Source organism: Siccirubricoccus sp. G192 (assembly GCF_019084075.1).
Taxonomy (GTDB): Bacteria; Pseudomonadota; Alphaproteobacteria; order Acetobacterales; family Acetobacteraceae; genus G192.
In genome coordinates, this window is sequence record NZ_JAHREN010000001.1 from 1,446,802 (window position 1) to 1,467,152 (window position 20,351).

A 20,351-nucleotide genomic window follows, 5' to 3' on the forward strand; every position below is an offset into this window, starting at 1 on the left:
CCGCGATCATCGCCGTCTCATCCGGATGCGGCGCGGCGCTGCTCTTCAGCCCGGCTCGCCGCGCATCGCCGGCACCAGCAGCCCGAGATTGTGCCGCACCATCGCCTCGAAGCCGGGGGCCGGCCCGTCCGGGGCGGAGAGGGTATCGGCATAGAGCCGGCCGCGGACCGTCACGCCGGCATCCCGCGCCAGCCGCTGCATCACTGCCTGGCTGCCCGGCCCCTCGATGAAAACCGCGGAGATTCCGGCCGCCCGGATCTGGCGGATCAGGGCCGCCACCTGCGCGGCGGAGGGCTGCGCGCCGGCGCTCGCGCCCTGCGGCGCCAGGAAGCGCACGCCATAGGCGGCGGCGAAATAGCCGAATGCGTCGTGGCTGGTGACCACCACGCGGCGTTCCGGCGGCACGGTGGCGATCCGCTCCCGCACCCAGGCATCCAGTGCCGCCAGCCGCGCGGCATAACCCGATGCCGCCTCGCGCCAGGCTGCCGCGCGGGTGGGTTCGACCAGGGCAAGCGCCTCGCCGATGCGGCGGGCATAGGATTGCGCCAGGCCCAGGTCCTGCCAGCAATGCGGGTCCGGTCCGTGGCCATGGCCCCCTGCCTGGTCGGCGCGGCGCGGGGTGATGCCCTCGCTGGCGGTGACGACCGGGCCCTGGTGGCCGGTGCTGCGGAGCAGGCGGTCCAGCCAGGGCTCGAAGCCCAACCCGTTGCGGACCACCAGCGCGGCGCCGCGGATCGCCTCCGCCTCCGAGGGGCGGGGCTGGAAGGCATGCGCATCCGTCTCCGGCCCGGCCAGGACGCGCAGCACCACATCCTCCCCGGCGATCTGCCGGACCATGTCGCCGAGGATGGAGAAGGAGGCCACCACCACCGGCCGCGGCGGTGCCTGCGCCCGGGCCCGGGCCGGGCTGGCAGCCAGCAGGGCAAGCAGCGGCAGGGCGGCGCGGCGGGTCAGGGGGGCGGTCATGGATGTTATATTATAACGCCAGGCCGATCCCTTAAAGGGGCTTCCGGGTCGCTCAGCGATGGCCGAGCCAGCGCCGCAGCCGGGCCAGCAGCGATTCGCCGCGCGGCGATTCGCTGCGTCCGGCGATCCGCTGATGCGCCACATGCGGCCGCCGGGCCGGGGGCGGCAGGGCGCTCGCCACCGTATGGCGCCCGGCATCGCGGGCCGCGACCAGCCGGGCCTCCAGCGCCACAACCTGCGCCACCGCCTCCGGCGGATGGGACCGGCCCAGCGCCTCGGCCGTCGCGGCGGCATCCTCCCAGGCTTCGGCACGGCGCAGCGCGTCGATCACCCGCACCGTCTGTTCGGCATCGAGCGGCGGGCCGCTGCGCCACAGCGCCACCGCATCCAGCCGCCAGAGCCGCGCCAGCTCGGGCTTGCCGAGGTCGTCCGCCACCCAGGCGGCCTGCAGGCTGGCCTCGGCCGCGGCATGCAGCGCCCCGGTTTCCTCCAGCACATGCGCCCAGGCCAGGAAGCGGCGGGCCAGCGGGGGGTAGCCGGTTTCCGCCATCAGCGCGCGGAAGGGCGCCGCCGCCACCGCCTGCGCCGCCGCTGGATGGGCGCGGGTGATATTGGGCGCGGCATAGCCGCAGCCCGGGCATTGCTGCAGCCAGCGGGCCATGGTGGAGCGCACCGGCTCGCCCGGGCGCAGGTCGAGATCCGGCGCCTGTTCCGGCGGTTCGGGCCGGAACGGTGCCTGCCGGCTGCCGGTCCCGCAGACGGCGCAGCGTGGCGTCGCATCGGCCGCGGGCGGGCGGGAAGGGGCGGAGGACGGCACGGACATCATCCCGCAAGTTAGGCATGGCGGGGCCAAAGGCGAAGGGGTTCCCGCGGGGCTTGCCGAATCCTTGTGCGCCGGCGGTTCGATGCGCCCGGCCCTGTGGCGCCGGGGCCGCGGTCCGGCGCCCCGGCCGGGACCATCCGGACACGCTGCATATTGCCCTTCCGCCGCCACCTGCGGATATTGGGCGCATGCCCCGCGGCGACCTCTTCCCCGATATCGCGCCTTTTGAAACCGGCCTGCTGCCCCTGACCGGGCGGCATGTCATGTATTGGGAGCAGGTGGGCAATCCCCGCGGCCAGCCGGTGCTGTTCCTGCATGGCGGCCCCGGAGCCGGCGCCGGGGCGGTGCATCGGCGCTTCTTCGACCCCGGCCATTGGCGGGCGGTAATCTACGACCAGCGCGGCGCCGGCCGGTCCCGCCCGCTGGGCGAGCTGCGGGACAACACCACGCCGCACCTGGTCGAGGATATCGAGGCGCTGCGCCGCTTCCTCGGCATCGAGCGCTGGCTGCTGTTCGGCGGCTCCTGGGGCTCCACCCTGGCCCTGGCCTATGCCCAGGCCTATCCGGACCGGGTGACGGGCTGCGTGCTGCGCGGTGTCTTCCTCGGCCGGCCGGAGGAGGTGGAGTGGTTCCTCACCGGGCTGAAGCGGGTCTTCCCCGATGCCTGGACCGCCTTCGCCGAGCACCTGCCGCCGGCCGAGCGGGGCGACCTGCTGGCCGGCTACCTGAAGCGGCTCTGCGACCCGGACCCGCTGGTGCATCTGCCCGCCGCCCGCGCTTGGAGCCAGTATGAGGGCAGTTGCTCTACCCTGCTGCCCAGCCCCGACACGGTGGCGAGCTTCGCCCAGGACCGCACCGCGCTCGGCCTGGCGCGGATCGAGGCGCATTACTTCGCGCATGACCTGTTCCTGCCGCCTGGCGGGCTGCTCGGCGGCATGGCGCGCATCGCGCATGTCCCGGCGGAGATCGTGCAGGGGCGCTACGACATGGTCTGCCCGGCCGGCACCGCCTTCGAGCTGGCGGAAGCCTGGCCGCGGGCGCGCCTGACCCTGGTGCCGGATGCCGGGCATTCGGCGCTGGAGCCCGGCGTGCGCACCGCGCTGGTGGCGGCGGTGGAGCGGTTCCGGCGCCGGGGGTAGGGGGGGCGGCGGCGGCCCGCCATTCCGGCCTGGAGCATGATGCGTGAACGAAGGTGAACGCATCATGCTCCAGGCCTTTGTTTGATCGCGTGATTCACGCTTTTCGCTGCGAGCACCTCAAGCGATCACGCTCCAACCGCTATGCCGCCTCGTAGCGCAGCCCGATCGCTTCACTGCGTGAGCGGCTGATGCACCATAGCGTCCCCGGCCGTGTCCGGTCCCAGGCGATGCCCTGGCCCTCGCCCGGCATCGGCACCGTGGCGACCAGTTCCAGCACCGAGCCTGCCCGCGGCAGCCGCAGCGCATAGACTTCCGGATGGTCGTGGCCGGTGCACCAGAGCAGCCCGTCCGGCCCCCAGGAGCCGCCCGAGATGCTCATCGGCTCGGCCCGGCGTAGCACCGGCTGGGGGAAGATCCAGGCCTGGTCCGCGCGCCAGCGCTCGTCCATCCGCACCAGGGTGGTCCAATGGGTATTGCCATAGGGCCGCTGGCTGGTGCCGAAGACGCGGCTGTAATTGGCGAAGACCGCCCACCAGGCATCGTCATGGCGGTCCAGCCAGGTCAGCGACCCCCATTGGATGCCGAAGCTGTGGGTGCCGGCATGCTCCATCCGCGCCACGTCCCAGATCTCCACCGAGCTGGTCATCGGCTCCTGCGGGTAGTTGGAATGGGCGGCGTAGAGGCGCCCCTCCAGCACGACGCCGGAATCGAGGTGGAGGATCGGCCCTTCGCGTGGCCCCTCCCATTGCCCGACCTGGTGGCCTGTCGCCTTCTCCAGCCTGGCGATGCCGCGGTCCGTCACCGGGTAGACGAAGCCCTCATCCACCGCGATGCCTTGGCGCGCGAAGGGGGAGCGGAAGCGCGCCAGCTCCGTGAAGCGCGCCGCCGGCGCGGGTTGCGCCTGCGCGGCCGGCGCGAGGGCCGCGGAAGCGATGCTGGCGAGCAGGGTTCGGCGCTGCATGGGCAGGCTCCTGGGTGTTCCGGCCCGGCATCATGCCGCCTCACTTGGCCGGAGCGAAGCCGTTCCCTGCCGCCCGGAGGCTGCGCCGGAACCGGCCTAGACGCCGGCCTTCTCACCTGCCGCGGTAAGCTGCACGTATTTCCGGGTGGTGGCGTCGAGGTGGTTCTCGATCCACTTCGCCATGCGGATTTCCTCGTTCAGGCTCTCCCGCAGCAGCTTGGGGCCGGACTGGTCGCCAGCGAGTTCCGCCATGGTCAGCAGGGAGCGGTAGGAGGCGATCTCGTAGTGCTCGAAGGCGAAATTGGCGAGGGTGTTCTTTATGACCTCGTCCTGCATCGGCGCATGCGCCAGCGCCGCCATGTTGCCCATGAAGGAGGTGGCCATGTCCTTCAGCGCCGAATGGCTGGTGCCGAGCGATTGCAGGATCTCCTCGAGCCGGGTGGCTTGGCGGCGGGATTCCTCGATATGCATCCGGATCTGCTGCGACATCTCCGGATAGCTCTCCAGCCGCTCCACCTGGCGGGACAGCAGGGAGACGGCCTGCTCCTCCAGCGCATGGGCGTTGACGAGGCCGCTGAGATAGGTATCGCGGGGGCTGGTGGCCATGACTGGACTCTCCTTGGGGGCTTGTGGGAACACGGCCTGGCGGCCCGGGTTCATTGGGCGCCGCGAATAAGGCCGGCCGATTCTTCCGGCCGGGGCGCGGCCATGCTAGGAGACGGGCCGCATGTCCTCGTAGCTCAGCCGGATAGAGCACCAGATTCCTAATCTGGGGGCCGTGGGTTCGAATCCCGCCGAGGACACCAATAAAATCAAAAGTTTGTGCCGAGAATTAGTAAGTGGGGCAAAACCTGTGGCGTTCAGGCGTTCTGGCAGCGCGCTCTGACCAGGTCGGGCAGGTACGGGATGGTGGGCTGGCCGGCGATGCCGAGCCGGGCGCCGAGGTAGTCCCAGAAGCTGAGGCCGAGCTTGGTGCAGGTCTTGGCCAGGCCGAGGAAGGCGTCACGGCAGTCGCGCCCCATGTCGCTTCGGGTGCCGCCGCTGATCTTGCGCCGGGTGACCTGGGCACGGATGTCGTTTTCCGATCCGTTGGTGTGCAGCGGGATTTCGGGGTGGTCCAGCCCCTGCAGCAGTTCCGCCTTGTTGGCGTGCAGGCGCTCGAGCAATCGGTCGAGCACGACGAAGCCGGTGCGGCGCTTGAAGATGCGCTCGAAGCGTACCCGCAACTCGGCCCGGCGGCGCCGGCTGGGCTCTCGTTGGTACGCCTTCAGGTCGGCGTAGAACCACCAGATCAGCTCGCGGATGCGCGCCTGGGAAGTCCGCTGCTGGTCGGTGAAGGTGTCGAGCTTGTGGACGAGACGCTCGGCATGCACCCAGCAGAGCGCGTGCTCGCCGACGGCGAACTGGCCGGCATCGCCGCTGACGATCACCGTCCCCGGCAGCAGGCCATGTGCCTTGATGGCACCCCAGAGCGCGCCTTCGGTGGCCAGGCGCGCCGGCGCGAGGCTGTCCTCCATGCTGCGGATGCCGAGCCGCTCGAGGTGCGCGGCCCAGGTCGCCTGGTTCGCAAAGACGCGCTGCGGATGGCCTTCCAGGCGGGCGATCACCGGCCCGGCCAGGGCGCGCTCGCGCATGTAGGCCAGCGCCTCGGCGTTCACCACGTAGTCGCCGTGCCCGGCCCGCAGCAGCTCCAGGAAGTTCAGCCGGCTCTTGCTGGCCGTGGTGCCGAACCAGGCGAAGTGGGCGTTGCCGATCTGCGTACAGGCGCCGTTCACCGCCCGGTGCCGCGCGCCCGTATCGTCAACCGTGATCCAGGCCGCGCTCGCCAGTCCGGCTCGCAGCACCTCCTGGCTCTCGTCCAGGAACGGCTGCTGACCGGCGATCAGCAGGCGCATGACCTGCCGTTTGGAGATGGCGATCCCAACCGCCCACAGCTGCGCCACCAGCCGCGGCACGGTGGTCTGCCCCTGATGGTACTGGGCGAGCACGTAGCGCCGGAGTTCGGGGCCGAAATGGCCATCCACCCCGCCCGGCAAGCGCGCAACGACCAGCCGCCCCTCCGGCGTCAGCCAGCGCTCGCGCCGGTAGCACACCGCCTCCGTCCGCATGATGAGGTCCTGCACCAGGAAGTCCTGGTAGCCCTGGAACCGCGAGCCGGGCGGCACCGTGGCCCGCAGCACCCGCGCCTCCACCGCCACCCGCGGCACCACCTTGCCGCGGCCACGACGGTCGGGGCGCTCGCGCGGCGGCGTCGGCTCGCTCGCCTGCTCCATCCCGCTCGGCTTGATCGCGGGCCGACCCTTCAGTCCCTTGAGGCGGGCGATCTCCTCGCGCTGCGCCGCCACAATCCGCTCGAGCTCCGCCACCTCGCCGAGCAGGGCGCTGACCAGCGCCTTCAGCTCGGCCGGCGACAGCGTGTCAGGATCGGCAGGCGGGACCATGCTCCCGAGGGAATCAGACCAGCCGACACCTGGGAAGGGCAAACCGCACCCTCGCAACAGGTTTTGCCCCACTTACGCCGGATGGGGCTGAGCGTCCGAATCCTGTTTGGGGCCCGATGACAACCCAATGCAAACTCAGGGTGTCGGCGCCCCCGAAGGGAATGCCCGAGAGCCACCCGGCGATGCGCCACTGCATGCCGCCGAAGGTCAGCATCCAGATCAGCCCGATGAGGCGCCGCCGTAAGCTGAGGTCCGGCTTGCGTCCACGGCGGTGCACGCCAACCCGCTCGCGGTCCATGGCCTCCAGTTCGGCCTCGACGGCGAAGACGAACACCTCCACGTCGGCCAGGATGTTCCAGCCGTCACCGCGGCGGGGGTGGGGAACGCGACGGGCTGACGGCGGCGGCAGATCAACGGGGCTCAGGATACCGGTGAGAGACATCGGCCCGATATGGTGGCGATGGGCCGGCGCACGACCCAATGTGTCGGGACCGAGCTAATCTATCCGATTATTTCGCGTACAGATTCTAACGCGCAAATGCACTGGAACACGACATCGAACGCGAGCAGCAGGCCAAGCAACCACAGGCTGATCCAGGGCCAGCCCAGGATACGATGCCGCCGGACGTCAGAACCCATCATGGCCAAGCCCAGGAGCGGATTACGGTGCCCAAGCGGCGTGGCCTGCCGGCATCACGGCGCCAGCGGGCCCGGGCTCTTGAGGTAGCGCTCCCGGATCGCCTTGGCCGACCAGTAGGCGAGGGCGGCGAGCGTGCCGGTCACGTCCTTGCCCGCTCTCTGGGGATAGGCGCAGGCCCCCCTGGACGAAGACGTTCGGCACGTCCCAGCTCTGCAGGTAGCGGTTCACCACGCTCGTCGCTGGGTCCATCCCCATGACCGCGCCGCCGCAATTATGCGTCGTCTGGTAGGGGACGATCGAGTAGGGTGGGGTGCAGTAGCCCGGTGCGACGATTTCCCCGCCCATGAGCCTGGCGATCTCGGCCGTCCGGTCGGTCACGTAGCGGGACATCCGGAGGTCGTTCTCGGGGAAGTCGAAGGTGATGCGCAGCAGCGGCTGGCCATAGGCGTCGCGGTAGGTCGGGTCGGCGCTCAGGTGATTTGCCCGCGTCGGCATCGAGTTGCCCTCCACCTCCAGCACGACCGTGTGGTCGTAGTACCGGCGAACCGCCTGCTTCCAGTCGAGGCCCCAGCGCGGGGTCCCTGGCGGGGCCGGGTGGTACTCGATCGGCCGCCCGCTGTTGGTCCAGGCGCAGATATAGGCGCCGCCCACGAAGCCGAGCCCGGTGTGGTCGAAGTTGTCGTGGTTGCCCGAACAGCCAGAACAGGTGCTGCCAGAGCAGCGGGTCGCCGCCCTGCGTCGCGTCGTAGAAGGGCCAGCCGAAGGCGCGCTCGAGTTCCAGCAGGATGTCCGCCGCGATCACCGCCGGCATGCCGATCATGATCATGGCCGCCGTGACCAGCATGTACCAGGCGAAGATCGGCATCTTGGCGAGCGTCATGCCGGGCGCGCGGGTCTTGAGGATGCCGACGGTCAGCTCGACCGCCGCCGCCACGGCCGAGATCTCGACGAAGCCGAGGCCGAGGATCCAGACATCGGTATTGATGCCCGGCGAGAACTGCGGGCCGGTCAGCGGCGGGTACATGAACCAGCCGCCATCGGGCGCGATGCCGAAGAATGGGCTGACGAAGACGAGCGTGCCGCCGATCGCGTAGCACCAGTAGCCGAAGGCGGAGAGCCACGGGAAGGGCATGTCCCGCGTGCCGAGCAGGCTCGGCAGCAGCATGACGGCGAAGGCCTCCACGATCGGCACGGCGAAGAGGAACATCATCGTCGTGCCGTGCATCGTGAAGAACTGATTGAAGGTCGCGGCGTCGAGCACGCCGGCGCCCGGGACGGCGAGCTGCAGGCGCATCACCAGCGCCAGCACGCCCGCGGCCAGGAAGAAACAGAAGCCCGTGGCAATGTAGAGGCCCCCGATCCAGGTGTTGTTCGGCTCGGTGAAGATCCCGGTGATGCGCGGCATCGCCCAGGCCCGCTTGAGCCGCTCTGCCCCGTCCGGGCCCGGGGAGTGGCGGTAGGGGAGGTCATGCCCTGCGGCCGCGCCCCGGCGCTCCGCCGGAACCGCTCCGCCGTGGGAGGCGCTGGGGGCGCTCATCGCAGCGACTCCAGCCAGGCGGCCAGGGCGCGGAGCTGCGGCCCCTCCAACCGGTCGTAGGAGGGCATCCGGTTGCCGGGCTTGAGGCGCTGCGCGCTCGCGATCCAGCCCGCGATATTGCCGATGCCGCCCGGCAGCGTGCCGGCGCCGATGCTCCGCCGCGCGCCGACCTGGGTCAGGTCCGGGCCGAGCCGGCCCTCGCTCAGCCCCCGCACGGCGTGGCAGGCGCCGCAGCCGAGCGCGACGAAGAGGTCGCGCCCCTCGCGGAGGAATGGCGTCTCCGGCTCAGGCACGGGCCGCGCCAGCCCGGCGAGCCAGGCGTCGAACTCGGCGCGCGGCACGGCGATCACGTCGAAGGCCATCAGGGCGTGCTGCGCGCCGCAATATTCCGCGCACTGCCCGCGCCAGAGGCCGGGCCGGTCCGCCTGGATCACCATGCGGTTGACGCGGCCGGGGATCATGTCGGTCTTGCCAGCCAGGCTCGGCACCCAGAAGCTGTGGATCATGTCCTCGGCGCGCAGCAGCAGCTCCACCGGCTCGCCGACCGGCAGGCGCAGCTCGTTCGCCGAGGTCGCGGGTGGCAACCCGTCCGCCCGCCGGTAGGCCATCTCCCACCAGAACTGGTATCCGATGACCTCGACAGTGGCACGCGCCGTCGGGGCCCGCATCGCGTCGCCGGCCGCAAGCGTGAAGGGGACCAGCACCGTGAGCGTCAGCCCCGGCAGCGCGACGCCGCCGCCCCAGAGGAAGAGCTTCCGCACCGCCCGCGGCTCGCCCCGGCGGAGGAACGGCACGAGCATCAGCGCGGTCACGAGCAGGGTGACGAGCGCCGCCCCGGCATACATGAAGAGGCCCAGCTGGTGGATGGACGCTGCCGCGGGGCCGGCAGGGTCGAGCGCCGACTGCGGCCCGTCGCAGCCGGCGGCCGCCAGGAGCAGGAGGGGCCAAGGAAGCGTGCGCCGCGCATCACCGCGCATCGGGAAGCCGCTCCAGGGTGTAGAGATAGGCGGCGACGTGCCGTGCCTCCTCGGCCGTGAGCCCCACATTCGGCATTCCGGTCTCCGGCGCCAGCGCGGGCGGGTCCGCGAGGAAGGCGACGAGGGTCCCTGGCGTGTTCGGCAGCCGCCCCGCGATGAGGCCGCGGCGCGCGACGCCATGCAGCGGCGGGCCGACGATACCCCGCGGCGCGCGGATGCCCGGGACGGCGTGGCAGGCCGTGCAGCCATGCGTGCCGCTCGCCACGATCGCCCGCCCGCGCGCCGCATCGCCGCCCTGGACGACCTTGCTTTCGATGGGCGGGGGCTCGAAGGCGTCGCAGCCGGCGAGGACGACGCACACGGCAGGGACGGCGGCGGCCAGCAGGCGCGGCAGGCGCTGGCGGCGGCCGCAGCGACTCACGGAGCAAGCCCTGCGGCATAGGCCGATGCGGCGCGGATATTCTCGTCCGTCATCCGCCGCACCAGGGTGCCCATCACGCTGTAGACGTCGTTCTGCCGAGTGCCGTCGCGCCAGAGCAGGAGCTGCGCCTCGACATAGGACGCCGGCTGGCCGGCGATCGATGGGTAGATCGGGTTCAGGCCCTGCCCGCCGGGACCGTGGCAGTTGGCGCAGGCCTGGACGCCGCGCTCGGCCGAGCCCTGTGCGTAGAGCGTCGCGCCCTGCTGGGCCAGGCGCGCATCGGCCGCGCCGGTTGGACCCCGGGCGCACCGGCCGGGAGCCCGGCGTAGTACAGGGCGACCGATCGACGGTCCGCCTGGCTCAGCGCGCGGGAGATCGGGCTCATCGCCGCGTTCGGGCGGGCGCCGGAGGCATAGTCCTGCATCTGCCGCGCGAGGTACTGGGCGTCGAGCCCGGCGAGCCGGGGGAAGGCCCCGCCCGCATCGCCCTGGCCCTGCAGGCCATGGCAGGCGAAGCATGCGGCGCCGGACCCTCCCGGCCCGCCGCCCACGGCGATGAGGTGGCCCCGCGCGGGCGAGACCTCCTCGCCGGGTCTCAAGAGTGGGACCTGCTCGACAGGCCAGGTGGACATGGCGGCGATCGCAAGGCCCGGGACGAACAGGCAAACGGCCGGAAGGAGCATGTGCGAGGTCCGGCGGGCGCAAGGGCGGGAGGTGCCCGACCGCGTCGTCGCGCCATCGGCCACCGTAGTGCGTCCTGTCGGCAACCTGTCGAACGACGCCTCGGCCTGACCATCGAGCAGCAAGGTGGGTTCCCCCTTGCAGGCGTTGCCATGGCCCAGCGCAGGCCTTGCCGCCCAGCCTTCTGCACAGCACCGGTGGGGCCCGTACCGCCGAAAGCGGTGCGCAGGACACCACCAAAGGGAGGCCACAACGAGTGGGTTTCATGACAAAGGGGAGATTGCGCGCGAGCCAGGAGGCGCACGAACAGGCGGAGGGGTTGACCCATGCCGGACCACGGCCACGATCCGTGCGGCGCTCCTCGTGCGGGAGCGGGACAGGGTGGGCCAGGACGGCGTTGGGATGCATTGCCGGATCCGCAGTGACCAACCCGGCGCTTCCAGCCGGGCATCCATGCTCCGGGGTCCCGAGTTGGCCCGGGCCGCCGCCCTCCGCTAGAAGACCCCTGGCCGCCTGACCGGAGGAAGCCCTGCTCGAACTCGCAGTCGTCCTCGTCCTTGTCATGCTGAACGGCGTCTTCGCCCTCTCCGAACTCGCCGTGATCTCGGCGCGCCGCGCAAAGCTGCGCGCGATGGCCGAGGCCGACCGCCCCGGGGCGCGGTCTGCCCTCGCCCTCGCCGACGATCCGGGCCGCTTCCTCTCCACCGTCCAGATCGGGATCAGCCTGGTCAGCATCCTCGCGGGCGCCTTCTCCGGCCCCGCCCTCGGCGGGCAGCTCGCCGCCCGCTTCGCGGATCTCGGCGTGTCCCGGGCCATCGCCGAGCCACTCGGCTTCGGCCTCGTGGTCGCCCTCGTGACCTACCTCTCCATCGTGATCGGCGAGCTGGTCCCGAAGCGCCTCGCGCTGCGCGACCCGGAGGGCCTCGCCTGCCGCGTCGCCCCGCTGATGACCGGCATCTCGCGGGTGGCGGCGCCTCTGGTCTGGCTGCTCGACGCCTCCGGCAACCTGATCTTCCGGCTGCTCCGCCTCGGCGACCAGCCGGAGGAGACGATGACGGACGAGGACCTGCGCGCGCTCGTCATCGAGGCGGAGCAGGACGGCACCATCGAGACGGCGGAGCGCCGCATGATCGCGGGAGTGCTGCGGCTCGGCGACCGGCCGGTCAAGGGCGTCATGACGCCGCGCGCCCAGGTGGACTGGATCGATGCCGCCATGAGCGAGCAGGATGTCCGTGAGGTGCTCCTGCGCACCGCGCGCTCCCGCCTCCCGGTCGCCGACGGGTCGCCCGACGCGATGATCGGCGTGGTCCAGTCGCGCACATTGCTGGCCGCGATGTTGCAGGGCGAGCGGATCGACGCGCGGAGGATGGCGCGGTCCGCGCCGGTCGTGCCCGACACCGCCGATGCCCTGGATGTGCTCGACACGCTCCGCGAGGTGGAGGTGCCGATGGCCCTCGTGCTCGACGAGTACGGGCATTTCGAGGGTATCGTCACGCCGGCCGACCTGACGGCGGCCATCGTCGGCACCTTCCGGTCCGACGCCGAGGCAGGGGCGGAACCGGTCGCGGTGCAGCGCGAGGACGGGTCCTGGCTGATCGTGGGCTGGATGCCCGCCGACGAGATGGCCGAGCGGCTCGGGCTCACCCTCCCGCCAGGACGCAGCTACCAGACCGCTGCCGGCTTCGTCCTGCAGGCCATGGGACACCTGCCGAGGGCGGGAGAGGCCGTCGAGGCGCAGGGCTGGCGGTTCGAGGTGGTCGATCTCGATGGCCGCCGCATAGACAAGGTGCTGGCCGCCCCGGTCCGGCCCGACGCCGTCCTGGCATCCCGCCGCCCGGGCGCTGGTCCGGTTCCAAGGACCATCACAGAACCGGCGCAAACAGCCGCGCGAGGCCCTCCGCCACCTGCCGGACGGGCGTGAGGGGCGGCAACCCTTCGTCGCAGTCGGCGAGCATCGCTTCCGCCCAGTCCGCGACGGCCCGGGCCTCGGTGGCGCCGTGGAACAGCGCCATGGCCTCGAAGTTCAGCAGCAGGCTGCGCCGGTCCAGGTTGGCCGTGCCGGCGAGCGCCAGGGCGTCATCCGCAACCACGGCCTTGGCGTGCAGCATGCCCTCGCGCAGGCGCAGCACCCGCCCGCCTGCCCCGGCCACCGCCCGCAGGTAGGGGATGCTGGCAAAGTCCACGAAGCCGGTATCCGAGGCCCGGTTGGTCGCGACCCGCACGTCCACCCCGCGCCGCGCGGTCACCACCAGGGCCTTCAGGGTGGCCAGGTCCGGGACGAAGTAGGGCGTGATCGCCCAGAGGCGCCGCTCCGCCCGGTGCGCCACCGAGAGGAGCACGTCGTGGTACGGGTCGCCCTCGAACTCCGGCCCGCTCGGCACCACCTGGACCACGCCCGGCCCCGCCGCCCGTGCCGGCGGGGGTTCCCACGGCCGCGGGGCCCGGAGGTCCTCGCCGGCGGCGAACAGCCAGTCCGCGGCGAAGACCTCGGCATAGACCTTGGCCGCCGGGCCTTCGACGACGAAGGACAGGTCGCGGAAGCGCCCCTCGGCCGGCGTCGGGCCGAGATACTGCTCGGAGAGGTTCATCCCGCCGCTCCAGGCGAGGCGGCGGTCGGCGACGATGATCTTGCGGTGGTTGCGCAGGTTGGCGAAGCGCCGCGGGCGCGGGATGAGGGAGGCCGGCATGAAGCGCGCGCTGCGCCCTCCCGCTGTGGCCAGGGAGGCCAGGTCTTTGTCGCGCACGGGCCGCGAGCCCAGGTCGTCGATCAGCAGCCGGACCTGCACGCCTGCCGCGGCCCGCTCGGCCAGCCGGCGCAGGATCTCCCGCGCCACCGGGTCGGTGCCGAGGATGTAGGTCGTCACCCAGAGGCTTTCCTCGGCCCGCCCGATGAGGTCGAGCACGGCATCATAGGCGCCCGCGGCCGTGCCGCAGAGCGTCACCCCGTTGCCCTCCGTCGCGGCCGGCAGCCCGTGGGCCTGGACCAGGTGGTCGAGGTCGTTGATCGCCGCCTCGCGGGGGGTTGCCGGGCCGGTGGGATGCTCCGCCGGCTTGGGCTTGCGCGCGGCCTTCCGGCGCAGCTTGCGCGATCCGAATGCGAGATAGAGCAATACGCCGAGTGGCGGGGTGAGGGCGAAGAGCAGGAGCCAGGCGGTCATTGCCTGCTCCTGCCGCCGCGACCGCAGCACCTCGACCGCGAACCAGAGGCAGAGCAGCGCGGCCAGGCCCCAGACCCAGCCAAGGGCCGTGGCGAGGAATTCACTCACGGCGGTTGCCTTCGACTGCCACCGGGTTTGGGCCGCGAGGAGGGGGCCTGGCGGGCCTGGTCAGGCCGGGAAGTCGCTGCGGGCGCACGGGCGGGCGGCGGGGTGCCGGCGGCCGTCGCCCTCGGCCGGCCTGGTCCCAGCCCGGCCCTTTTGTGCGGAAGAGGAGCCTCACCGGGCCTGCCCGGCCTGGTCTTCGAGCGTGTCCTCGACATAGAGCATCCGGACCAGGACGATGATGACCAGCAGCAGGGGCGTGGCGAAGAGCACGCCATAGGCACCGAACAGGGATCCCAGGCCGACGATGGCCAGGATGCCGAGTGCTGGCGGGATGGAGACCGCCTGCCGCTGCAGCATGGGCGTCAGCACGTAGCCTTCGAGGCTCTGGATGAACACGAAGAGCAGCAGGGTGTAGAGCGCATCGGTCGGGCCCTGGGCGAAGGCAATGAGGACGGCCGGGGCGCCGGAGAGGATGGGCCCGAGATAGGGAATGAAGTTGAGCAGTCCGGCCAGGATGCCGAGGGCCAGGGCCAGCGGGATGCCGAGCAGCATCAGCCCTGTCGCGGTGATCGCGCCGATGCAGAGCATGGCCACGGACTGGCCCAGGATCCAGCGCCACAGCCCGTCGGCGAGCGCATCCAGCACCTCCCCCCCGCGCGCCCGCCGCGCGGGCGGCACCAGGCGGAGCAGGCCGCCCCGGTAGGGCGCGGGGTCGGCGGCCAGGAACAGGGCCACCACCAGGACCAGCAGCGCGTCCGAAAGGGCGTTGAACACCGTCCCGAGCAGGCCGGTCGCCAGGTTGACGAGGGTGCCCGCGCGCGGCGGCCCGCCCGCCTCAAGGAGGTCGCGCCCCCAGTCGTAGCGCGCCACGAAGCTCCTGAAGCCTTCCATTGCCTGCGGCAGGGCCTGCCAGAGCTGCTCGAACTGCGTCGCCACCTGCGGCCCCACGGAGACGACGAAGAGGGCGGCGAGCGCGACCAGGCCCAGTGCCACGGCGGCGAGCGCTGCCCCGGTCCGCAGCCCCGTCAGCCGGGCCAGGCCCCGGGCCAGGTTGCGCAGGAGCACGGCGACGAGCACGCCGCCGAAGCCGAGCAGGAGCACATCGGAGAGCCGCCAGGCCAAGAGGACGAGGCCGACGATGACAAGCGCGAGGAGCAGCGGCTGCTTGCGGCGGCCGTCACCGGCGGGCTGGGGCATCGGGGTCCTCATCTGTCCGGGGCGCGGCGGGGCCATGTGAGGGGCACGGTGGGTGGCAGTGGCCATGACCCGCCTTCCGGCATGCCTGGCGCAACGCCGACCGTCCGAAGGGCCATGCGGACCCTGGGCGGCTCATCGAAGGTGGGAAAGCGCGGGGCACGGTCGGTCCACCTCCTGCGCCCCGGGGAGATCCGGCCCGCCGCGGCGGGGGAGCGCCATCGCACGCATCTGCGCCTCCTTCGGTCCGCGGCTTCGTGCCGGAGAAGACGCGCCGCACGCGGCAGCGTTGCCGGAGCCCGGGACGCGACGGCCGCCCTCATGGCCCGACGGTCAGCCGGAACCCGGCGGTGGTCCGCGAGGTTGACCAGCCTGGCTGTCCGGTCGCCACCCGAAGGAACCAAGCGTGGTCCATGCGTTCCCTATGAGGGAGGCCGCGCCACGGACCGTGGGGCCATGCACATCCGCCGAGCACGGTCGCCCGCGCGCCGGGGTGTTCCACGAAAGCCTGGACCTTGCCTGGAGGTGCCTCGAATGCCGCAAGAGACCTCGTGCCACGATACCCCCGAAGGCCCGGCATCCCGTCCCGACACGCCGCGCCGGCGCGCGTTGCTGTCGCTGGCGGCCGTGGCCGGGGCCGCGTCGCTCGCTGGCGGCCCCGGCGCGGCCGCCCAAGGCCCGCCTGATCCCACCGCCCGTCAGGACGGCGTGGCGGCGCTCGGGCGCAGCGGCGGCGGCCTGCTCCGCCCGCAGCGGAACCAGCACCGCGAGGTGCTGGACATCTCCGGCCTCTGGCGGTTCCAGCTCGACCCGCAGGAGGAGGGCGAGGCGCAGGGCTGGTTCAGGGCGCTGCCCGCGCCGCGCATGATCCCCGTGCCGTGCAGTTGGAACGACCTGTTCGACGACGCACGGGATTACCTGGGGCTCGCCTGGTACCTGACTGAGGTATGGGCTCCATCCGGATGGCGCGGGCAGCGCGTGTTCCTGCGCGTGGGCTCGGCGAACTACGCCGCCAAGATCTGGGTCAACGGCACGGTGGTGGCCGAGCATCTCGGCGGGCACCTGCCCTTCGTGGCCGAGATCGGCACTCAATTGGCTTGGGATCGGCCGAACACCGTCGCCATCACCGTGGAGAACAAGCAGCTCCTAGGCCGTGTGCCGCCGGGGCCGGGGTCGGGCGGCGGCGGGGTCGCCGGGGTCCTGGGCGGCTACCCGGCGACCACCTATGACTTCTTCCCCTATGCGGGGCTGCACCGCCAGGTGTGGCTCTACTCGGTCCCTGCAGCCGCGTACATCGAGGACGTCACGGTGGTCACGACGATCGAGGGCGCCGACGGCGTCGTCAAGGTCAGGGTCGATGCCTCGGGCGATTACGCCGGCCGGGGGCGGGCCCGGTTGAACGACATCGAGGCCGACCTGGACTTCCGCGGCGGCACCGCCGAGGCCACCTTGCGCCTGCCCTCGGCACGGTTCTGGAGGCCGGGCGATCCGCATCTCTATCCGCTGACCGTCACGCTCATCGAAGGGCAGCGCGCGATCGACGCCTATTCGCTCGACATCGGCGTCCGCACCGTCGCGGTGCAGGGGGACCAGCTGCTGCTCAACGGACAGCCGATCAAGCTCACCGGCTTCGGCAAGCATGAGGACTTCCCGCTCAGCGGGCGCGGGCTGAACCTGCCGATGTGGGTGCGGGACTACGAGCTGCTCCGCTGGGTCGGCGCCAACTCCTATCGCACGACGCACTACCCCTATGCCGAGGAGGCGATGGAGCTGGCCGACCGGCTCGGCGTGCTGGTGATCAACGAGATCCCGGCGGTGGGCCTGAACTTCGAGGACCCGGCGGAGGCAACCGCGCAGCGCCTCACGCAGGCCACGCAGCAAATCCGCGAGTTGATCGCGCGCGACAAGAACCACCCGAGCACGATCATGTGGAACGTGGCGAACGAGCCGATGGGCGGGCCCCTGCTCGGCGCGGGCCCGCCCGTGCCCGAGGCCGTCGCGGCCGGGATGCGGTTCTTCCGGCAGATGTACGACGAAGCGCGCCGCCTGGACCCGACACGGCCGGTCACGCTCGTGGGCGTGCAAGGCGGGCCGCTGGAGTGGCACGGCCTCTTCGACGTGGTCTGCATCAACCGCTACTACGGGTGGTACACCCAGGCGGGACGGCTCGATGAGGGTGCGCAGACGCTGGCGCGGGAGCTGGACGATCTGCACCGGCGCTTCGGCAAGCCCATCGTCATGACCGAGTTCGGCACTGACACCCTGCCCGGCGTGCACAGCCAGCCGCCCGAGATGTGGACGGAGGAATACGAGGTGGAGTTCCTGCGCCGCTACCTCGACGTCGCGGCCGAGCGACCCTTCATGGCGGGGATGCAGATGTGGAACTTCGCCGATTTCAAGACCGGCCAGGGCACCAGCCGCGCGGCGGGGATGAACTTCAAGGGCGCCTTCACCCGCGACCGGCGGCCCAAGATGGCGGCGCATTTCCTGCGCTCACGCTGGGCCGGGGGATGAGCAAGGGGCGGCTTGCAGGCCGCACGACGGCACAGGGCATCGCCCGCCCGAATACTCTGCTCCTGTGCATGGACCACCGGGACGGGTGCATACGGCCCACGGGAAGGGTTCGGAGCGGTGGCAATGAGGCGCTGGCTCACATTGAGCACCGCCGGCGTCGCCGCCTTCGGGCTCACCGACATGCCTGACGGAACGTCCTTGCCCCGGACGATGCTGCGGTTGCGCCGCGACATCGGCATGCTCCGCCGTGCAGCGCGAGGGGCAGGCGGCGACGCGCAGCTTGAGCAGGTGGCTGAAGCCTGGTCCGGCGCCACCGCGGCCGGCGCCGCGATGCTGAGGAGGATCGGCCAGATCCTGTCCGGCCGGCACGCGCCGGAGGATCGCAACAGGCTGGCCCAGGCCGTTCGCGGATACAGGGCTGCCGCCGATGGAACGAGGCGGGCAGGCCTGGCGGGTGCCATTCCGACAGCGGCGGTCGGCCGTCTGCTCGGGATCGGATTCGCTCTTGAGCAGTTTCGGCGCGATCTCGATGACCTGATCGAACGGTCCGGGGAAATTGCGGCCTGGCATGACAGGTTCGCCGAAGCACGATGAGCCGCAGAGACCCGGCGAGGCTGCGCCGCGACGGCCGGCTGCCCGTCGGCAACGTGATGCGTGAGGATTCCCATGCCCCTGCCCCCCCGGTAACGGCCGCCTTCGTCCGCTGCTGATCGCGCTCGTCGTCGCCGGTCTCGTCCTGCTGGCCTGGCGGTTGGCCGACGTGCTCCTGCTCGACTTCGGCGGCGTGCTCGTCGCCGTGCTGCTGCGCCATCTGACCCAGGGCCTGGCCCGGCTGACGGGATTGCCGACCGGCGCCTCGCTCGCTGCCGTGGCGCTGGGCCTCGCCGCGCTCGCCGCGGCCTTTGTCCTCTCGATCGGGCCGCAAGTGGCGGCGCAATTCGAGCAGCTCTGGCAAGCCCTGCCTCAGGCGCTGGAGGGCTTCAGGGATTTCGTTGCGCGCTACGATTGGGGGCGGGACCTTCTCGAGGCAGGCGGGCCACCCCGGCCGGGCACCCTGCTCAACCTGGCGACCGGGCTCCTGGGGACGGTGTTCAACGCCGTCGCCGACGCGCTCCTGGTGCTCGTGGTGGCACTGTTCCTGGCCGCCGACCCGGCGCCCTACCGGCGCGGCCTGCTCCGCCTGATGCCGCCGGCGCGGCGGCCGCGCGCCGCCGAGATCCTGGAGGCGCTGGGCGGCGGGTTGTGGCACTGGATCCTCGGCCAGTCCATCACCATGCTCTGCGTGGGCGCGGTCACCTGGGCGGGGCTGGCGCTGCTCGGCATCCCCATGGCCCTTGCCCTCGGCATCCTGGCCGGCCTACTCAACGTCATCCCCTATCTCGGGCCCATCCTCTCCGGCGCCCCGGCCGTCCTCATCGCCTTCGCCCAGGACCCGACCGATGCGCTCTACACCCTGCTGCTCTTCGTGTTCATCCAGAGCCTCGAAGGCTACGTGCTGACGCCCATGCTGCAGCGGCAGGCGGTCTCCATCCCGCCAGCACTCGGCATCCTGGCCATCGTCGGCCTGGGATCCCTGTTCGGCGCCTACGGCGTGCTGTTCGCGACGCCCCTGCTGCTCATCGCCATGATCCTGGTCTGGATGCTCTACGTCGAGGACGCACTCGGCGACCACGCTCCGGACCCGCTGTGACGTTTGCCTTGCCTTCGGCATGCCGCGCCTGAAGGTCTTCCGCGGGACCTCGCCCAGGCCCGCCGATGCTTCGGCCGAGGAGAAGCGGGCGCGCTTCGCGGGCACGGTGCGGCGGGTCTACCGGCTATAGGGGCGGCTCCGGCGCCGCCGGCAGCCAGCGCGCCCAGGGCTCCGGCAGCGCCGCCTCGGCCGCGGCGCCGTGGGGATCGGCCAGGGCCCGCAGCACCTGCGCGGCATCTCCCGGCGCAGGCCAGGCCTCGCCATGGATCGCCGCCAGCACGGCATCGCGCAGCGCCATTCGGCGCGCCTGCACCGCGGCATCGGGATGCGCCGGAGGATCGGGCTCGCCGCCCGCGGCGACCGCCGCCGCGCAGTCGCGCAGCGCCAGCAGCGCGCGGCGGTCCACCTCGCGCAGCCCCGCCGTCTCGGGCGGCACCGCGACCCGCGCCGCACGGTCCGCCAGCGCGGCGAGACGGTGGCGGCCCACCGCCAGCAGCGCCACCATGCGCACCCGCCAATCCGCATCCTCCAGCCCGGCCGCGAGCATCTCCGCCAGTTCGGCATCCGGCCGCGGCGCCTGCAACAGCGCCCGCATGGAAGCCCAGCGCAGGTCGGCCGCCACGCGCGCCGGGCCCTGGCGCTGCCGCCGGCGGGCGGGCCGGATGCCACGCAGCACCAGCACCGCGCCGGTTTCTGGATCATATAGATGACCGCGCGCGACGAAGCCCACCGTCTCCAGCAACTCCGCGAGGCGCGGTGGCCGGGCGACGCCGCTGAGCTGGTACTGGAAGGCCGCTGCCTCCAGCGCGTCGAAAAGGCTCCTCTCCAGCCCGCTCCAGGCGACGGCAGGGCGGATCGGCACCTCCACCGGCGCCTGGCCTTCCACCTGCATCTCGATCCGCTGCCCCGCCACCGCCGGTCCCTCCGCCACCAGCGCCGCCGGGTTCCGCAGCAGGGCGGCGCCGAGCCCGGCGAGGAAGCCGGCCAGCAGATCGGGGTCGAAGCGCTCGCCCAGCGCCTCGGTCAGTGCCGTGCCGAGGATATCGGCCGGCCGGTCGCCGATCTGGCCCGCCCCGTCCTCGCTCGCCCACCAGCCCATGGCGGG

18 protein-coding genes, 1 tRNA gene and 2 pseudogenes are annotated in these 20,351 nt (G+C 72.0%); 6 read left to right on the top strand and 15 right to left on the bottom strand.

All coding sequences use genetic code 11. The features are described from left to right. Nucleotides 1-45: 45 nt before the first annotated feature. Both KSF81_RS06890 and KSF81_RS06895 read right to left on the bottom strand, forming a co-directional pair. Nucleotides 46-966: a metal ABC transporter solute-binding protein, Zn/Mn family gene (locus KSF81_RS06890; RefSeq protein ID WP_217378344.1), complete on the bottom strand. Its 921-nt coding sequence runs from the start codon at nt 964-966 to the stop codon at nt 46-48. A 52-nt stretch (nt 967-1,018) separates the two neighbouring features. After that, a complete protein-coding gene (locus tag KSF81_RS06895) occupies nt 1,019-1,789 on the bottom strand; it encodes a hypothetical protein (protein WP_375293310.1) in 771 nt (256 codons plus the stop codon). 188 nt (nt 1,790-1,977) lie between these two features. Between KSF81_RS06895 and pip the strand changes: the two genes are divergently transcribed. Then, the gene (pip, locus tag KSF81_RS06900) at nt 1,978-2,928 is read left to right on the top strand and encodes a prolyl aminopeptidase (protein WP_217378345.1); all 951 of its coding nucleotides are present in this window, start codon (nt 1,978-1,980) and stop codon (nt 2,926-2,928) included. A gap of 139 nt (nt 2,929-3,067) precedes the next feature. On the opposite strand, the gene KSF81_RS06905 is transcribed toward pip, so the two are convergent. After that, on the bottom strand, nt 3,068-3,889 hold the full coding sequence (locus KSF81_RS06905) for a hypothetical protein (RefSeq protein WP_217378346.1): 822 nt from the start codon (nt 3,887-3,889) through the stop codon (nt 3,068-3,070). 96 nt (nt 3,890-3,985) lie between these two features. Further along, a complete protein-coding gene (locus KSF81_RS06910) occupies nt 3,986-4,495 on the bottom strand; it encodes a ferritin-like domain-containing protein (RefSeq protein WP_217378347.1) in 510 nt (169 codons plus the stop codon). A gap of 123 nt (nt 4,496-4,618) precedes the next feature. Between KSF81_RS06910 and KSF81_RS06915 the strand changes: the two genes are divergently transcribed. Beyond that, a tRNA-Arg gene (locus tag KSF81_RS06915) sits at nt 4,619-4,695 on the top strand. 54 nt (nt 4,696-4,749) lie between these two features. On the opposite strand, the gene KSF81_RS06920 is transcribed toward KSF81_RS06915, so the two are convergent. The 8 genes and pseudogenes from KSF81_RS06920 to KSF81_RS31955 form a co-directional block, all read right to left on the bottom strand. Further along, entirely contained in the window at nt 4,750-6,330 is a 1,581-nt protein-coding gene (locus KSF81_RS06920; RefSeq protein ID WP_217377341.1) for a transposase, read from the bottom strand. 13 nt (nt 6,331-6,343) lie between these two features. Then, entirely contained in the window at nt 6,344-6,772 is a 429-nt protein-coding gene (locus KSF81_RS06925; protein ID WP_217378348.1) for a hypothetical protein, read from the bottom strand. A gap of 438 nt (nt 6,773-7,210) precedes the next feature. Further along, nucleotides 7,211-7,465: pseudogene (locus KSF81_RS31940) on the bottom strand (GMC family oxidoreductase); the annotation flags it as partial. A 247-nt stretch (nt 7,466-7,712) separates the two neighbouring features. After that, nucleotides 7,713-8,507: pseudogene (locus tag KSF81_RS31945) on the bottom strand (cbb3-type cytochrome c oxidase subunit I); the annotation flags it as partial. Continuing rightward, nucleotides 8,504-9,484: a cytochrome c oxidase subunit II gene (coxB, locus tag KSF81_RS06940; RefSeq protein ID WP_217378350.1), complete on the bottom strand. Its 981-nt coding sequence runs from the start codon at nt 9,482-9,484 to the stop codon at nt 8,504-8,506. The gene coxB and the pseudogene KSF81_RS31945, both read right to left, overlap by 4 nt. Then, complete coding sequence (locus KSF81_RS06945; RefSeq protein ID WP_217378351.1) at nt 9,474-9,905, bottom strand: c-type cytochrome; 432 nt, start codon at nt 9,903-9,905, stop codon at nt 9,474-9,476. Before KSF81_RS06945 ends, coxB begins: the two co-directional genes overlap by 11 nt. After that, nucleotides 9,902-10,177 carry a c-type cytochrome gene (locus tag KSF81_RS31950; protein ID WP_375293366.1) on the bottom strand — a complete coding sequence of 92 codons (276 nt, stop codon included), beginning with the start codon at nt 10,175-10,177 and terminating at the stop codon, nt 9,902-9,904. Before KSF81_RS31950 ends, KSF81_RS06945 begins: the two co-directional genes overlap by 4 nt. Next, complete coding sequence (locus KSF81_RS31955) at nt 10,081-10,587, bottom strand: c-type cytochrome (protein ID WP_375293311.1); 507 nt, start codon at nt 10,585-10,587, stop codon at nt 10,081-10,083. The genes KSF81_RS31950 and KSF81_RS31955 overlap by 97 nt, the downstream gene beginning before the upstream one ends. 527 nt (nt 10,588-11,114) lie before the next feature. On the opposite strand from KSF81_RS31955, the gene KSF81_RS06955 reads away from it, so the two are divergent. Next, nucleotides 11,115-12,506, top strand: coding sequence for a hemolysin family protein (locus tag KSF81_RS06955; protein WP_256444308.1), 1,392 nt, complete (start codon nt 11,115-11,117; stop codon nt 12,504-12,506). On the opposite strand, the gene KSF81_RS06960 is transcribed toward KSF81_RS06955, so the two are convergent. Next, nucleotides 12,448-13,851, bottom strand: coding sequence for a phospholipase D-like domain-containing protein (locus KSF81_RS06960; RefSeq protein ID WP_217378354.1), 1,404 nt, complete (start codon nt 13,849-13,851; stop codon nt 12,448-12,450). The two genes, KSF81_RS06955 and KSF81_RS06960, sit on opposite strands and share 59 nt — an antisense overlap. Before the next feature lie 168 nt (nt 13,852-14,019). Continuing rightward, nucleotides 14,020-15,045 carry an AI-2E family transporter gene (locus tag KSF81_RS06965; protein WP_217378355.1) on the bottom strand — a complete coding sequence of 342 codons (1,026 nt, stop codon included), beginning with the start codon at nt 15,043-15,045 and terminating at the stop codon, nt 14,020-14,022. A gap of 531 nt (nt 15,046-15,576) precedes the next feature. Between KSF81_RS06965 and uidA the strand changes: the two genes are divergently transcribed. The 3 genes from uidA to KSF81_RS06980 all read left to right on the top strand — a co-directional run bounded on the left by uidA (nt 15,577) and on the right by KSF81_RS06980 (nt 19,246). After that, nucleotides 15,577-17,556 (top strand): beta-glucuronidase, encoded by a 1,980-nt coding sequence (gene uidA, locus KSF81_RS06970; protein ID WP_217378356.1) that lies wholly within the window; start codon nt 15,577-15,579, stop codon nt 17,554-17,556. A 123-nt stretch (nt 17,557-17,679) separates the two neighbouring features. Beyond that, a complete protein-coding gene (locus KSF81_RS06975; RefSeq protein ID WP_217378357.1) occupies nt 17,680-18,150 on the top strand; it encodes a hypothetical protein in 471 nt (156 codons plus the stop codon). A gap of 166 nt (nt 18,151-18,316) precedes the next feature. Next, nucleotides 18,317-19,246, top strand: a complete 930-nt coding sequence (locus KSF81_RS06980) for an AI-2E family transporter (protein WP_309139705.1) — start codon at nt 18,317-18,319, stop codon at nt 19,244-19,246. A 124-nt stretch (nt 19,247-19,370) separates the two neighbouring features. On the opposite strand, the gene KSF81_RS06985 is transcribed toward KSF81_RS06980, so the two are convergent. Then, entirely contained in the window at nt 19,371-20,345 is a 975-nt protein-coding gene (locus KSF81_RS06985) for a hypothetical protein (RefSeq protein WP_217378359.1), read from the bottom strand. Between the last annotated feature and the right edge of the window lie 6 nt (nt 20,346-20,351).